A 14,106-nucleotide genomic window follows, 5' to 3' on the forward strand; every position below is an offset into this window, starting at 1 on the left:
CACATGCACCTGCACGACTTCTGGTTCATCCTGATCGCCGTCCTGTGGATCGGCTACTTCTTCCTCGAAGGGTTCGACTTCGGCATCGGCATCCTCACCCGGCTGCTGGCCCGCAACACCGCCGAACGCCGCGTCCTGATCAACACCATCGGCCCGGTCTGGGACGGCAACGAGGTGTGGCTGCTCACCGCCGGCGGCGCCACCTTCGCGGCCTTCCCCGACTGGTACGCCACCCTGTTCAGCGGCTTCTTCATCCCGCTGCTGATCATCCTGGTCTGCCTGATCGTCCGCGGCGTCTCCTTCGAGTACCGGCACCAGCGCGAGAGCGAACGCTGGCAGCGCAACTGGGAACTCGCCATCTTCTGGACCTCCCTGCTGCCCGCCTTCCTGTGGGGCGTCGCCTTCGCCAACATCGTCCGCGGCGTCGCCATCGACCAGGACAAGAACTACGTCGGCACCTTCTGGGACCTGCTCAACCCGTACGCGCTGCTCGGCGGCCTCACCACCCTGGTGCTGTTCACCTTCCACGGCGCGGTGTTCGCCGCGCTGAAGACCGCCGGCGACATCCGGCACCGGGCCCGCGTCCAGGCCACCGTGCTCGGGCTGATCACCGCGGTGCTCGCGGCGGTCTTCCTGATCTGGACCCAGGTCCACACCGGCAACGGCTGGAGCCTGGCCGCGCTGATCGTCGCCGTCCTCGCCCTGCTCGGCGCGCTCGGCGCCAACCAGGCGGGCCGCGAGGGCTGGGCCTTCGGCTTCAGCGGCGTGACCATCGCCGCCGCCGTCGGCATGCTGTTCCTGGCGCTCTTCCCCGACGTGATGCCGTCCACCCTGAACGAGGCCTGGTCGCTGACCGTCACCAACTCCTCGTCCTCGCCCTACACGCTCAAGGTGATGACCGTCGTCGCGGTGATCTTCACCCCGCTCGTGCTGCTCTACCAGGGCTGGACGTACTGGGTGTTCCGCCGCCGGATCGGCGTCCAGCACATCCCCGCCGCCGCCCACCACTGAGGAGCACACCCCTGATGGAACGCCAGCAGCGGATGCGTCCGATCGACCCCCGGCTGCTGGCGTACGCCCGCACCACCCGCGCCTTCCTCGCCGGCTCCGTACTGCTCGGCGGGGTGGGCGCGGCCCTGCTGGTCGCCCAGGCCGCGCTGATCGCCGACCTGGTGGTCCGCTCCTTCCAGCACGGCCAGTCCCCGCTGTGGGGGCCGCTGCTCGGCCTCGCCGCCGTCACCCTCGGCCGGGCACTGGTCGCCTGGCTGACCGAACTCACCGCCCACCGCTCCGTCGCCACCGTCAAGTCCACCCTGCGCCGCCGCCTGCTCGACCACGCCACCGCACTCGGCCCCGGCTACCTGACCGGACGCCGCACCGGCGACCTCGCCACCCTCGCCACCCGCGGCGTCGACGCCCTCGACGACTACTTCGCCCGCTACCTGCCGCAACTGGCCCTCGCCGTGGTCGTCCCACTGGTCGTCCTGACCCGGATCCTCGGCGCCGACTGGGAATCCGCCGCGATCATCTGCGTCACACTGCCGCTGATCCCGCTCTTCATGATCCTCATCGGCTACGCCACCCAGGCCCGCACCGACCGCCAGTTCGCCGGCCTGTCCCGGCTCTCCCACCACTTCCTCGACGTGGTCGCCGGACTCCCCACCCTCAAGGTCTTCGGCCGGGCCAAGGCCCAGGCCACCGCGATCGGCCGGATCACCGAGGACTACCGCCGCGCCACCCTGCGCACCCTGCGCCTCGCCTTCGTCTCCTCCTTCGCGCTGGAACTGCTCTCCACCCTCTCCGTCGCCCTGGTCGCCGTCTCCATCGGCTTCCGGCTCGTCAACGGCACCCTCGACCTGGAGACCGGCCTGCTGGTGCTGGTCCTCGCCCCCGAGGTCTACCTGCCGCTGCGCCAGGTCGGCGCGCTCTACCACTCCAGCGCCGAGGGCCTGGCCGCCGCCGGGAAGATCTTCGAGGTGCTGGAGACCCCGCTGCCCCAGCCCGGCCGCCGCCCCGCCCCCCAGGTCGCCGGCGCCGACATCCGGATCGAAGGACTCACCGTCCGGCACGACGGCCGCACCCAGGACGCCCTGCACGAGGTCTCGCTGGTGGTACCGGCCGGACGCACCACAGTGCTCACCGGGCCCAGCGGCGCCGGCAAGACCACCCTGGTGGGCGCCCTGCTCGGCTTCGTCCGCCCGGACGCCGGACGGATCCTGATCGGCGACCAGCCGCTCGCCGACACCGACCTGGCGAGCTGGCACGCCCAACTCGCCTGGGTCCCGCAGCACCCCCACCTGTTCGCCGGCACCGTCGCCGAGAACGTCCGCCTCGCCCGCCCCGACGCCACCGAGCCGCAGCTGCGCGCCGCGCTCGCCGCCGCCCGGGTCGACTTCGCCGACCCCGACACCCCGCTCGCCGAGAACGGCCACGGCCTCTCCGCCGGCCAGCGCCAACGCCTCGCCCTGGCCCGCGCGCTGCTCGCCGACCGGCCGCTGCTGGTGCTCGACGAACCCACCGCCCACCTCGACCCCGTCACCGAGGCCGCGCTGCTGGAGACCCTCGGCTCGCTCCGCCGCACGGTGCTGCTGATCACCCACCGGCCCGCGCTGATCGCGCTCGCCGACCACCACGTGCGGCTGCCGGGCGCTCCCGTTCCGGTCGCTGCTCCGGTCGTTGCCGAGCCCGCCGTCGAGGTCGCGCCCCGGCCCGCGTACCGGGACGAGGCGGTGGACACCGCCGAACCGTCCTCCCGGGTCCCCGGGCTGTGGCCCGCCGTGCTGCTGGGCTCGCTCGCCCTCGGCTGCGCCGTCGCGCTGATGGGCACCTCCGGCTGGCTGATCTCCCGCGCCTCGCAGATGCCGCCCGTGCTGTACCTGATGGTCGCCGTCACCTCGGTCCGGGCGTTCGGCATCGGCCGCAGCGTGTTCCGCTACGCCGAGCGGCTGGTCTCGCACGACGCCGTGCTGAAGGCCCTCGGCGGCATCCGCACCGCCGTCTACCGGCGCCTGGAGCAGCTCGCCCCCGCCGGGCTCCCGCAGTTCCGGCGCGGCGACCTGCTGTCCCGGCTGGTCGCCGACGTGGACGCGGTACAGGACCACCACCTGCGCTGGCGGCTGCCCGCCGCGATCGCCGTCGTGGTGTCGCTGGGCGCCTCCGCCGCACTCGCCGCCTTCCTGCCGCTGGCCGGCCTGGTGCTCGCCCTCGGCCTGCTGCTCGCCGGGGCCGCCGTCCCCGCGCTGGAGCGCCGGATCTCCGGCCGCACCGAACGCCGGCACGCCCCCGCCAAGGGCGAGTTGGCGACCGCCGTGCTGGACACCCTGACCGGCACCGCCGAACTGACCGTCGCCGGCGCCCTCCCGGACCGGCTGCGCGCCACCCGCGGCGCCGACGCCGCGCTGACCCGGCTGGCCGGGCGCTCCGCCGCCTCCGGGGCGCTCTCCGCGGGCCTGGTGGCGCTGGTGTCCGGACTGACGGTGGTGGCCGCCGCCGCGGTCGGCGTGCGCGGCGTCGCCTCCGGCGCGCTGCCCGGCGTCTGCCTGGCCGTCGTGGTGCTGACGCCGCTCGCCGCGTTCGAGGCCGTCGCCGGGATGCCCACCGCGGTGCGGTTCCGCGAGCGCGCCCGGGCCTCCCGGGAACGCCTCGCCGAGGTGCTGGCCTCGCCCCCGCCGGTCACCGAACCCGCCGCGCCGAAGCCCCTGCCCGCCGAACAACTGCCCATCCGCGTCAGCGACTTGACCGCCCGGTGGCCCGGCGCCCCGCGCGACGCGCTGTGCGGCGTCGACCTGGAACTGCGGCCCGGCCGCCGGGTCGTGGTGGTCGGCCCGTCCGGCTCCGGCAAGACCACGCTCGCGCACGTGCTGCTGCGGTTCGTCGAACCGTCCGGCGGCTCCGTCCGATTCGCCGACACCGTGGACACCCGCGAACTGACCGGCGAGGACGTCCGCCGGGTGATCGGCCTGTGCGCGCAGGACGCGCACGTCTTCGACAGCTCGGTGCGGGAGAACCTGCGCCTCGCCCGCCCCGACGCCGACGAGACGCAGCTGCGCGCCGCACTCGCCCGGGCCCGCCTGCTGGACTGGGTGGACGGCCTGCCCGACGGCCTCGACACCATGGTCGGCGAACACGGCGCCCGGCTCTCCGGCGGCCAGCGCCAGCGCCTCGCCCTGGCCCGCGCGCTGCTCGCCGACTTCCCCGTGCTGATCCTCGACGAGCCCGCCGAACACCTCGACGTGGCGACCGCCGACGCGCTCACCGCCGACCTGCTCGCCGCCACCGCGGGCCGCACCACCCTGCTGATCACCCACCGGCTCGCCGGCCTCGACGACGACACCGTGGACGAGGTGCTGGTGCTGGACGACGGCCGGGTGGTGGAACGCGGCCGCTGGTCGGCGCTGGCGGACCGTCCCGACGGGCGGCTGGCCGCGATGCTGGCCCGCGAACGGGACGGCGAGGCGCGCCGAGTGGCCGTCTGATCCGTCCCGCTTCGCCCGGAATGCACACTGGTGGCATGGATCAGCCGGCCGCCGAGAACGGCCCACCGCGCATTCCCGAGATCTCCTCGCTCGGGCTGGACGCCCTGGTCACCGAGGTCTCGGAACGGCTCCAGTCCGCCGCCGCCGTGGCCGACCGGATGCAGCGCCTGCTGGAGGCCGTGGTCTCGGTCGGGGCCAACCTCGACCCGCACACCACCCTGCAACGGATCGCCTCCGGCGCCGCCGAACTCGTCGACGCCCGGTACGCCGCGCTCGGCGTGGTCAACCCGCACGGCGGCGGCCTGCTGGACTTCATCCACGTCGGCGTCGACGACGAAACCGGCCGGCGGATCGGCCGGCTGCCCGCCGGACGCGGCATCCTCGGCGCCCTGATCGACGACCCCCGGCCGCTGCGGCTGACCGACCTGACCACCGACCCGCGCTCGGTGGGCTTCCCGCCCGAGCACCCGCCGATGGTGTCCTTCCTGGGCGTGCCGATCCGGGTCCGCGGCGAAGTGTTCGGCAACCTCTACCTGACCGAGAAGCAGGGCGGCGGCTCGTTCACCCCCGAGGACGAGCAGGTGGTGCTGGCACTGGCCGCCGCCGCGGGCGTCGCGATCGAGAACTCCCGGCTCTACGAGGAAGGGCGGCGCCGCGAACGCTGGATCACCGCCGCGGCGGCCGTCACCACCTCACTGCTGTCCACCGACGAGGCCCGGATCGCGCTGACCGTCGCCGCCGAACAGGTCCGCGAACTCGCCGAAGGCGCGCTCGGCATGGTCCTGCTGCCCGCCGGCGAGGGCCGGATGCGGGTCGCGTACGCCTCCGGGGAACGGGCCGACTACCTGGCCGGCGAACTGCTCCCCGAGCACGGCCTGACCCCCCGCCTGCTGTCCGGCGAAGCCGTCCACCTGGACGACCCGACAGTCGCTCCCGAGGTCGCTTCGGACAGTCAGTTCGACAGGCTGGCAAGGGAGTTCGGCCCCTCCATGGCGGTGCCGATGGTGTCCTCCCGGCGGGTCCTGGGCGCGCTCTGCGTGTGGCGCGGAGCCGGCGCGGCGCCGTTCACCCGCACCGAACGGAAACTCGCGCAGACCTTCGCCTCGCAGGCCGCGCTGGCCCTGCGGCTCGCCGAGTACCAGCTCAACCAGCAGCGCCTGGCCGTGTTCCAGGACCGCGACCGGATCGCCCGCGACCTGCACGACCTCGTCATCCAACGGCTGTTCGCCACCGGCATGATGCTGGAGACCGCCGCCCGCCGGGCCGTCGTCCCCGAGGTCCAGGAACGCATCGGAAAGGCCGTCGACGAACTCGACGCCACCATCCAGGAAGTCCGCACCACCATCTACGCCCTCCAGCACGGCGACACCGACGACGAACCCGACACCCTGCGCACCCGCGTCCTGCGCGAGGGCAGCCAGGCCGCGGCGGCACTCGGCTTCCGGCCCAGCATCACCTTCACCGGCCCCGTGGAGAGCCTGGTCGGCGAACAGGCCTCCCGCCAACTCCTCGCCGCCCTGCGGGAGATGCTCTCCAACACCGCCCGCCACGCCCGCGCCTCCCGGGTCGCTGTCGAACTCGACGCCACCGTCCACCTCGGCCCCGACGGCCGCCCCGTCGCCCCCGACAGCCCCGGCCTCCCCGGCATCCTCCTCACCGTCACCGACGACGGCGTCGGCATCCCCGACGGCGGCCGCCGCTCCGGCCTCCGCAACCTCACCCGCCGGGCCGAGGCCCTCGGCGGCGACGCCTGGCACGAACCCGGCCCCCACACCAAGGGCACCCGAGTCCGCTGGACGGCCCGGCTCTGAACCCGGTGGTGACGTGGCGTCAGAGCAGGGTTTCGATGACTGCGGCGACGCCGTCCTGGTCGTTGCTCACGGTGTGGCGGGTGACGGAGGCGAGGACCAGGGGGTGGGCGTTGGCGACGGCGTAGGACTGGCCGGCCCAGGCGAGCATTTCGAGGTCGTTGGGCATGTCGCCGAAGGCGATGACCTCGGCGGCGTCGATGTCGTGCTGGGCGCACCAGCGGGCGAGGCTGCTGGCCTTGGTGACGCCGGGGGCGCTGATTTCGATCAGCGGGATGGGGCTGGAGCGGGTGACCTCGGCGAGCGGGCCGACGATGGTGCGGGCGCGGTCGAGGAACTCGTCGGGGGAGAGGTCGGGGTGCTTGCCGAGCAGCTTGAACAGGCCGTCGACGCGGCCGGAGGCGAGGAGTTCGGCGGCCGGGCCGACCGGGTGGTCGTTGTCGGACTCGCCGAAGAAGACGGTGTACTCGGCCTCCCGGGCGAAGCCGTCCGGGAACTCGAACGCGAAGGCGGTGCCGGGGAGTTCGGCGCGCAGCCGGTCGACGACGGTGAGCGTGTCGGCGCGGTTCAGCGGGCAGGTCTCCAGCAGTTCGCCGCGCCGGACGTCGACCACCGCGCCGCCGTTGGAGCAGATCGCCACGCCGTGGCCGCCGATGTGCGGGCCGAGGTGGCGCATCCAGCGCGGCGGGCGGCCGGTGACGAACACCACCTGCACGCCGGCGGCCTCGGCGGCGGCCAGCGCGGCCGCCGTCCGGGCGGAGACCGTTCCGCCGGGGCACAGCAGGGTGCCGTCGAGGTCGGTGGCGATCAGGCGGGGGCGCGGGGAGGCGGTCATCCGTCCATCTTCGCGCACTTGTGCGGGAAGCGGACCCGCCCCGGCGGGGCGGGTCCGGGGCGGTCAGGCGGCGACGTTCAGGGTGAGCGCCGCGGTGTGCAGGGTGCCGCCGGTCTGGAACTGCAGGAACAGCCGCCAGTCGCCGGGCTTCGGCAGCTCGGCGTGGAAGGACAGGGCCGGGCCGCCGCCCTGGGCCGTGACCTTGGTCTCCGGGTGGAGGTGCGCGAACGCCTGGTCGCCGGCGTGGAAGGCGGTCAGGTGCGCGTACGTCTCCAGGTAGGGCTCCAGGTCGGTGACGGGCTGGCCGTCCCTGGCGACGGTGACGGTCAACTCCCCGGCCGCGCCGGCCTTCGGGGCGCCGGCCACGGTGACGGTGTAGCCGTCGACGGTGCTGGTCGTGGCGGCGGCGGGCAGCGGTTCCGGGGTGGACTGCCCGGCGACGGCCGCGGTGCGGCTGAGCACCAGCCCGGCGCCCTTGCCGCTGCCCGCGCCGGGGACGAACGAGGCGTACATCCGCCAGTCGCCGGGCTGCAGGGCGGCCAGCGGGGCGGTCCAGGTGCCGTCGGCGGAGCGCGTCGGGTGCAGGTGCTGGAAGCCGGACAGGTCGGAGCGGATCGCGTAGAAGTGCATCTCCTTGGTCTGCTCCGGCTCGTACGCGGTCAGCACCTTGCCGTCCGGGCCGGTCACGGTGAACCGGTACTCGTTGCCGGCGAGGGTGCCGTCGAGGCGGTAGCCGCCCTGCTCGGAGGCCAGCCCGTCGGTGCTGTGGGCCATGCCGGGCATGCCCGCCATGCCGTCCGGGCCGTGGCTCATGCCGGGCATGTCGCCCGACATCTCGTGCCCGGTGGCGGAGGGCGCGGCGCCGTGGTCCATGCCGGACATCGCGTCGCTGCCGCAGGCGGTGAGGGTCAGCGCGAGGGCGGCGGCGGCCGCGGCGGTGAGCAGGGTGCGGCGGGTGGTCGTCGTGGTTCGGGTCATCGGAGTTCGCTCCAGGGTGCGCGCGCAGCGGTGGTGCGCGGTCGCGGACAGGACGCGGCGCCCGGCGGCCCCATCTCGGGTACGGCCGGGTGGCGCCCTCACCTGCGGGCGACGCAGACCCGGATCAGCAGTTCCCGCCCACTGTCGGGCGGTGCCCGGCCGCCCTCGGCGCCGCCGGCGCGCAGCGGTCCGGCCGCGGACGGCTGCGGGTGGGTCCACGGCACGGTGGCGGACGGGCCGGCCGGCGGCAGCTGGTCGCGGGCCGGGGTGGAGACGCAGTCGACCATCGCCCCCTCGTGCGCGCCCGGCGCACGGACGGCCACCCGGCCGCCCCCGTCCGTGACGTGCGCCCCCATGTGCGGGGCCGCCGCGGTCGCCGTCTCCCGGTGGCACCCGGCGGCGCTCGCCGGGCTTCCGTGCATCAGGAACAGCCCGAGCAGCAGGGCGCACAGCACCGCCCACCGGGCGACCGTCCGCCCGGCCGGGTCCGTCGCCCGCCCGGTCCGCTCCATCCGCACCACGATACCCCCTCCCCGTATACCTGCAGGGTAAGTGCGCGAGCGACCGCACCCCGCTGCTGATCGGCGGTACCACCCCGGTGCTGCTCGGCGCCGGCGCGGTCATGTTCTCCGCCCGCTCACCGCGCCTGATCGGCCGCAGGTCAACTCCCTTCGCCCCGGCGTCGATTCCGGTGTTCGGGGCGGAGGGACGACCGGCGTTCCGGTTCGCGTGTTCGAACCGGGCGGCCTAGAGTTCCGGCGGACAGGCAAGCGGACGGATCGGGGAGAACGTGGCGGGCAGGCGGGCGACGGGCAGTGCGGGCGCGACCAGAGAACCGGCGGCCGGGGGAGCCGAAGCGGCGTACTGGCGGGCGATGGCGGAGGCCGACGAACGGGAGGCCAGCCGCAAGCGGACCGTCCGCATCACCGCGCTGGCCACCGGCCTGGTGGCGGTCGGCGCGATGGTCGCCGTCGCCGTGATCGTCACCGATCGCGCCGACGATCCGTCAACTCCCAAGACCGCCAAGGCCGGTGTCGTCGCCTCCCCCGAAGCCAAGCAGTCCGCGAAGGCCCCCGCCGGCCAGGGCGGCTCCGGCCAGGGCGGCTCCGCCTCGGACACCGCCGGTTCGGTGCCCGGGCTGAAGCTCGGCAGCGCCGCGAAGGTCGGCGCCGCCGACGGCCGCGACGGCAAGGCGCTGCAACTCACCGGCACCGGCGACGCCTACGCCGAGGCCGCCGACGCCACCGTGGACACCAGCAAGGACTTCACCGTCTCCGCCGTGGTCCGCAACGACGCCGCCAGCGCGTCGAAGGCGGCGCTGTCGCAGAACGGCGAGCAGTTCTTCTCCTTCTACCTGGGCCGCGAGGACGCCGGGGCCAACAAGAACCGCTGGGTCTTCAAGGTGCAGACCGCCAACGAGACCGGCAAGAGCGCGCTGGCGGTGTCCACCGCGACCGCCACCACCGGCCACTGGACCACCCTGACCGGCGTCTACAACGCCAAGGCCAAGAGCATCTCGCTGTACGTGGACGGCGTCCTCGCCCAGACCACCGCGGCCCCGTCGATCGTGGCCGGCACCGGCCCGCTGGAGCTCGGCCGGGCCCGCTACAAGTCGCAGTGGTCGGACGCCTGGAACGGCTCGGTCACCGGCGTCCAGGTCTGGAAGAAGGCGCTGACGGCCGACCAGGTCGCCAAGGCCGCCACCGGCAAGTCCACCGAGACCCCGGCGGCGAACCTGCTCGGCTCCTGACCGCCTTCTGACACGGAGAGGGGGCCGGCGGACATCCGCCGGCCCCCTCTCTTCGTCGCTCAGCCCAGACCGTTGACCTTCTTGTACTCGAGCGCGTACGCCAGCTTGCCCGGCTTGGCGTCCGAGTACGGCTTGCTCAGCTTGTCGAACTCGCCCTTGTTGGCGGCCTTTCCGGCGTTCCACTGGGCCAGCGCGCCCAGGTCGGCGGCGGTGAAGCCGCTGTCGACCACGCTGCTCTTCGGTAGCGCGGCCATCGTCTGGGTGGTGCTCTTCACGGCGGCCAGGTAGCTGGTCAGGTCCGAGCGGTTCCAGCCGGACAGGTCGACCGGCTTGGTGTCGCGGAGCCAGCTGCCCCAGTAGAACTCCTGGAACGGCACCGAGTTCTGGGTGTAGCCGATGTCGCGGCCGAAGTAGAGCAGGCTGCGGTAGGTGTCGTCCTGGAAGTTGGCCAGCCCGACCGAGGCCGGCAGCTTGTTGATCTTCACCGGGTTGCCCTGCGGGTCGTTCAGGTACACCCACTTGTTGGCCTGCATCTGCGCCCAGAAGTCCTTCTGGGGCAGCGTGGACAGGTTCGCCAGCACCTTCAGCCGCACGTGCAGGTTCGCGCCGCCGTCCGGGGTCTCGTAGAAGGACGTCAGCGTGTGGTGACCGTCCGTCAGGAACGGCTCGCCGCCCGGGCCGATCACCACGGTCTTCATCGCGGCCTCGCTGTCCGCGGTCTCCCCGCCCACCGGCAGCGTGCAGGTGAACGAGGACGGGTCGTCCAGCCGGGCGTTCGGCTTCGCGGCGACCGCCTCGATGCGGCCGTCCGCCTCGCACCAGTCGCTGAACTTCTTGTTGATCGCGTCCTTGCCGAGCGTGTACCGGCCGAGCTTGTAGTACACCTCGTCGTAGCCGAGCGACGGCTGGGTCGGGTGGACGTCCCCGATCCGCACGTCCAACAGCTCCCCGGGCTTCGCGCACAGGTAACCGGCGAACGGCGTGTGCCGGTTGTCGTGCCCGCAGAACGACGGACGCTGCCCCGGCGCGCCGGGCGCGGCCACCGCGCTCGGCGCCGTCGCGGCACCACTGACCAGGGCCGCACCGACCGCCAACAGCGGTACCGCGGAAGGAACTCGGAATCGCATGACACTCCCTGCGCGCATGACTGGATGTGGCCGTGAGCGTCCCAGCGGCGGGCCAACACCCGGCAACCCCGCCGTGGCTTCCCGGAGAACGCGGATGAACGATCCCCGGCTCAGCCGCCGGGGCGGACCCGCCGCCGGAACCGGGCCGCGGCCGGCCGCGTCGACCCCGTTGCCCAGTACAGGTGGAACAGAGCATCGACGCCGAGCAGACCGGCCGCGGGCAGTGCCGGTTCGTCGCTGTGCTGTGCGGTTCACGGGGCTCCGCCGGTTCGAGCTGGCGAACTGTCAACGGGAAGAGGACGCAGGCGCGTTGGACGTTTCATGTGACCGCGTCACATCTGCCTGGCGGGGTGTGATCGGCCGAAGATCCTGGCGTGCGCCTCGGCGAGTTCCACGTCGGTGAACGGCCCGTGCTCGATCACCGGGGCGGGGTCCCGGTATGCATGTGCGACCACTTGAGCCGGCGGAGCCTCCGGCCGGGCCTCCCCCTGTCACCATGCGAGGAGTGGGCAGGACAGGATGAGTGAAGCTGGGAGCGGTGCGCCAACCATGTCGGAGCGAACAACGGATGGGGGCGACCCCAGGCTTGCCGCGGTCGATGCCGCGCTCGACCGGGACGACCCCGATGTCGGCACCGAGGTGATCAAGCTGGTCTTCGCGAGCGACGAGTTCGAGGCCGTCGCGGCGAGGGTCGAGCGCGCCCTTGGGGCCACCCGGTTCAAGGTCCGGCAGCTGGCCTGCGTGGCCGCCGGAGACTTTGCGAGGACCTCAGGTCGACTCACTCCGGGGATCTACGCGGCGCTGCGGGCCGAAGGGCTGGGAGGTGTGGCGGACACGGCGATCAGGGACGCACTGACCTTCATCCCGTTCCGGCAACTGTCCTGGTGGTTCCGGTGGACCTGGATCCGGCTGACCGTACTGGAGGGGATCGAAGGCCGATGGCTGCGCGCTGTCGAAGCAGTACGTGACGCCTGGCAAACCAGGTCCGGGCCCCCCAGGCCGCCGGACCGTCGGTGACCCTGCGGGCCGGCGTTGAAGCCGGCCCGCAGAAGGGTGGGCTCTCCGCGGCGCGCGGAGGTCAGCTGTGCGGGTCCCGCTTCGGGCCCGCTTCGGCTCAGATCGCGATCAGCCGGACCTGGGAGCCGCAGAGCTTCGCCATGTCGTCGATGTCCGAGGTGAGCACGGCCACCGGCCCCGGCTTGCGGAGCGCCATCTCGGCAACGGTGGCATCAATGGCGTACTTGTGGCCGTGCAGACCTGCCTGCTTGAGCAATGCCGCAGAGGCTCTGGCAGCGTGCCCGGTCACGGGCTCGATCCTGACCTGCGAAAGCACCCAGTTCAGTCGCGCAGTGTTCATCCTGGCGTGTGAGACCTCCACGACGGTGTTGGCACCGATCACCAGTTCGGCGGCCATCGCGTGGAACGACCGGATCACCGCCAGCACGTCACGGTCCTGTGAAAGCCAGGCAGACATACCTTGGGAGTCCAGCACGACGGTCTCGATGCGCTCGCTCACGCGGCGGCCGGCCCGCTGCCGGGCTCGGACGAACCGAAGGTCCTCGCGTGTGCGGCAGCGAGTTCTTCCTCGGTGAACGCTCCGTGCGCCTCCTCGTACTGGCGAAGTTCCTCGCCGAGCAACTGGTGCCTGATCTGTCGGGCTACCGCTTCGGCGACGTAGGCGGAGACGTTGTCCGTGAGCTTCTTCAGTTCGGCCACCTGTTCAGTGGGCAGGGTGACCGTGATGCGTGTGGTAGCCGCCATGAGGCAAGCATGCTGCCGGTATGCGCCACTCTGTCGAGCCTTCGCCGCGTAGGGTCGGTGGTATGCGACTGAGCACGGTGATCCTCCCCATCCACCGGTGGAGCGAGGGGCAGAAGGTGTGGCGGCGGGCCGAGGAGCTCGGGTTCCACGCGGCCTACACGTACGACCACCTGAGCTGGCGGAGCTTCCGGGAGGAGCCCTGGTTCGGGTCGGTGCCGACGTTGACGGCGGCGGCGTGTGCGACCGAGCGGATCAGGCTCGGGACGTTGGTGACGTTGGTCAATCCTCGTTCACCTATCGCAGCCTGATTTGGTCCCCCCATACGGCAAAGGTCGACAGCACGGCCGAGTCAGCCGGTTCAGGTCGCCAGATGCTCCACGAAGATCCCGATGAGGATGCGGTCCTCGTACGCGGCAATGGGGAGAGAGAAGTGCACCCTGTCGCGGTCCCACAGCCGCTTGCCGTGCCACTCGCAGCGGTAGGTACCGCCGTCGTAGTCGACGTTGCGTTGCTCCCACGCCTTCGCATTCTTCTTCGTGTTTGGGCTCTCGGGTGAGATGTCCAGGCCCAACGCGCTGAACCTGCGGACGACCTGTGTCTGGTCACCGCCGCACTCGGCCAGTATCCGGGCGAAGTGATCGTCGAGCGCGCCGAGCAGATCCACCAGCCAGGGCAGGACATCGGTGTAGGTGCCCTTGAAGTGGTGCAGGCGCAGGGTTTCGGCGAAAAGCAGCCGGGGGAAGGCGTCATCGACAAAGGCGAAGAAGCGTTCGGCTGGGACGTTTTCGTGGATGAGGAGACCGCGCCAGAAACCGGGCGAGTCACCGGGGAGCCGCAGGACGTGAATCGTCACGTCGTCCAGGCCGGCCTCCGCCGCCCGCGTGACGGTGAGCCATCCGGCTGGCCAGTCAGGTTCAGCGGCATACGGCATCAGGAGACACGACATGGCCCGACCCGCCGCTGCCCGGGACAAGGCGTGGGCTGTTCCCCAGGATGGTTCCCGCCAAAGGCCACCGGCCAAGCGGACCGGCTGGGGCACATCAGCCTCTGTCGGTTCCACACGCCGACACTTGCCCAGCAGTTGCTGCAGAAGGGCCCGCTTGTCACGGGGTAGCCCCCCGTCCGGCGAGTACAGAGCATCGACAAGCGTGACAGATGGCCGGCACTCGACGTCGTAGGCAGGTTCCATGAACGCTGCCGTACGGCCGTCGGCTAACGGCTGGAGCACTTCCGCAAGCGCATCGAGAGCTTCGTGTAGGACTGAGTCCGGCATCTCCCGCCAGTCGAAGCACTCTTCCGCAACGACGACGCGGTAGTTGTCGGCTTCCCCGGTGCTGGCAGGGCCCGTCGTGTCCTGTGCGCTGATGTTCAT

The 14,106-nt window shown here is 72.4% G+C and carries 13 protein-coding genes and 1 pseudogene; 6 read left to right on the forward strand and 8 right to left on the reverse strand.

The genetic code is table 11. From position 1 onward, the window contains the following. The first annotated feature begins 3 nt into the window (after positions 1–3). From cydB to ACGFWJ_RS24490, 3 genes are read left to right on the forward strand one after another with little or no spacing between them, the layout of a single operon-like run. Complete coding sequence (gene cydB, locus ACGFWJ_RS24480; RefSeq protein WP_392953137.1) at positions 4–1,011, forward strand: cytochrome d ubiquinol oxidase subunit II; 1,008 nt, start codon at positions 4–6, stop codon at positions 1,009–1,011. A 32-nt stretch (positions 1,012–1,043) separates the two neighbouring features. After that, entirely contained in the window at positions 1,044–4,475 is a 3,432-nt protein-coding gene (gene cydD, locus ACGFWJ_RS24485) for a thiol reductant ABC exporter subunit CydD (RefSeq protein ID WP_392953316.1), read from the forward strand. A 35-nt stretch (positions 4,476–4,510) separates the two neighbouring features. Then, positions 4,511–6,286, forward strand: coding sequence for a GAF domain-containing sensor histidine kinase (locus ACGFWJ_RS24490; protein WP_392953140.1), 1,776 nt, complete (start codon positions 4,511–4,513; stop codon positions 6,284–6,286). Positions 6,287–6,305: 19 nt separating this feature from the next. Here the strand turns inward: ACGFWJ_RS24490 and ACGFWJ_RS24495 are convergent, their stop codons facing one another. From ACGFWJ_RS24495 to ACGFWJ_RS24505, 3 genes are all read right to left on the reverse strand, one after another. Continuing rightward, complete coding sequence (locus tag ACGFWJ_RS24495; RefSeq protein ID WP_392953142.1) at positions 6,306–7,118, reverse strand: HAD family hydrolase; 813 nt, start codon at positions 7,116–7,118, stop codon at positions 6,306–6,308. Between the two features lie 63 nt (positions 7,119–7,181). After that, on the reverse strand, positions 7,182–8,096 hold the full coding sequence (locus ACGFWJ_RS24500; protein WP_392953144.1) for a hypothetical protein: 915 nt from the start codon (positions 8,094–8,096) through the stop codon (positions 7,182–7,184). 98 nt (positions 8,097–8,194) lie between these two features. Next, positions 8,195–8,608 carry a DUF6153 family protein gene (locus ACGFWJ_RS24505; RefSeq protein WP_392953147.1) on the reverse strand — a complete coding sequence of 138 codons (414 nt, stop codon included), beginning with the start codon at positions 8,606–8,608 and terminating at the stop codon, positions 8,195–8,197. Positions 8,609–8,970: 362 nt separating this feature from the next. Between ACGFWJ_RS24505 and ACGFWJ_RS24510 the strand changes: the two genes are divergently transcribed. Then, the gene (locus ACGFWJ_RS24510) at positions 8,971–9,846 is read left to right on the forward strand and encodes a LamG domain-containing protein (RefSeq protein ID WP_392953149.1); all 876 of its coding nucleotides are present in this window, start codon (positions 8,971–8,973) and stop codon (positions 9,844–9,846) included. A 59-nt stretch (positions 9,847–9,905) separates the two neighbouring features. Here the strand turns inward: ACGFWJ_RS24510 and ACGFWJ_RS24515 are convergent, their stop codons facing one another. Both ACGFWJ_RS24515 and ACGFWJ_RS24520 read right to left on the reverse strand, forming a co-directional pair. Continuing rightward, entirely contained in the window at positions 9,906–10,973 is a 1,068-nt protein-coding gene (locus ACGFWJ_RS24515) for a ParB-like protein (protein ID WP_392953152.1), read from the reverse strand. A 332-nt stretch (positions 10,974–11,305) separates the two neighbouring features. Continuing rightward, the gene (locus tag ACGFWJ_RS24520) at positions 11,306–11,428 is read right to left on the reverse strand and encodes a hypothetical protein (protein ID WP_392953155.1); all 123 of its coding nucleotides are present in this window, start codon (positions 11,426–11,428) and stop codon (positions 11,306–11,308) included. Between the two features lie 94 nt (positions 11,429–11,522). Here ACGFWJ_RS24520 and ACGFWJ_RS24525 point away from each other — a divergent pair, with 94 nt between their 5' ends. After that, entirely contained in the window at positions 11,523–11,990 is a 468-nt protein-coding gene (locus ACGFWJ_RS24525) for a hypothetical protein (RefSeq protein ID WP_392953158.1), read from the forward strand. Between the two features lie 97 nt (positions 11,991–12,087). Here ACGFWJ_RS24525 and ACGFWJ_RS24530 read toward each other — a convergent pair whose 3' ends face one another. Together ACGFWJ_RS24530 and ACGFWJ_RS24535 are read right to left on the reverse strand one after the other, a co-directional pair. Then, positions 12,088–12,489: a DNA-binding protein gene (locus ACGFWJ_RS24530; RefSeq protein ID WP_392953161.1), complete on the reverse strand. Its 402-nt coding sequence runs from the start codon at positions 12,487–12,489 to the stop codon at positions 12,088–12,090. Then, the gene (locus ACGFWJ_RS24535; protein ID WP_392953164.1) at positions 12,486–12,734 is read right to left on the reverse strand and encodes a hypothetical protein; all 249 of its coding nucleotides are present in this window, start codon (positions 12,732–12,734) and stop codon (positions 12,486–12,488) included. Before ACGFWJ_RS24535 ends, ACGFWJ_RS24530 begins: the two co-directional genes overlap by 4 nt. Positions 12,735–12,796: 62 nt before the next feature. Between ACGFWJ_RS24535 and ACGFWJ_RS24540 the strand changes: the two are divergent. Further along, positions 12,797–13,033, forward strand: a pseudogene (locus ACGFWJ_RS24540) (LLM class flavin-dependent oxidoreductase); the annotation flags it as partial. Between the two features lie 59 nt (positions 13,034–13,092). Here the strand turns inward: ACGFWJ_RS24540 and ACGFWJ_RS24545 are convergent. After that, a complete protein-coding gene (locus ACGFWJ_RS24545) occupies positions 13,093–14,106 on the reverse strand; it encodes a hypothetical protein (RefSeq protein WP_392953166.1) in 1,014 nt (337 codons plus the stop codon).

It is taken from the genome of Kitasatospora sp. NPDC048407 (genome assembly GCF_043200475.1).
In the GTDB taxonomy this organism is placed as follows: domain Bacteria; phylum Actinomycetota; class Actinomycetes; order Streptomycetales; family Streptomycetaceae; genus Kitasatospora.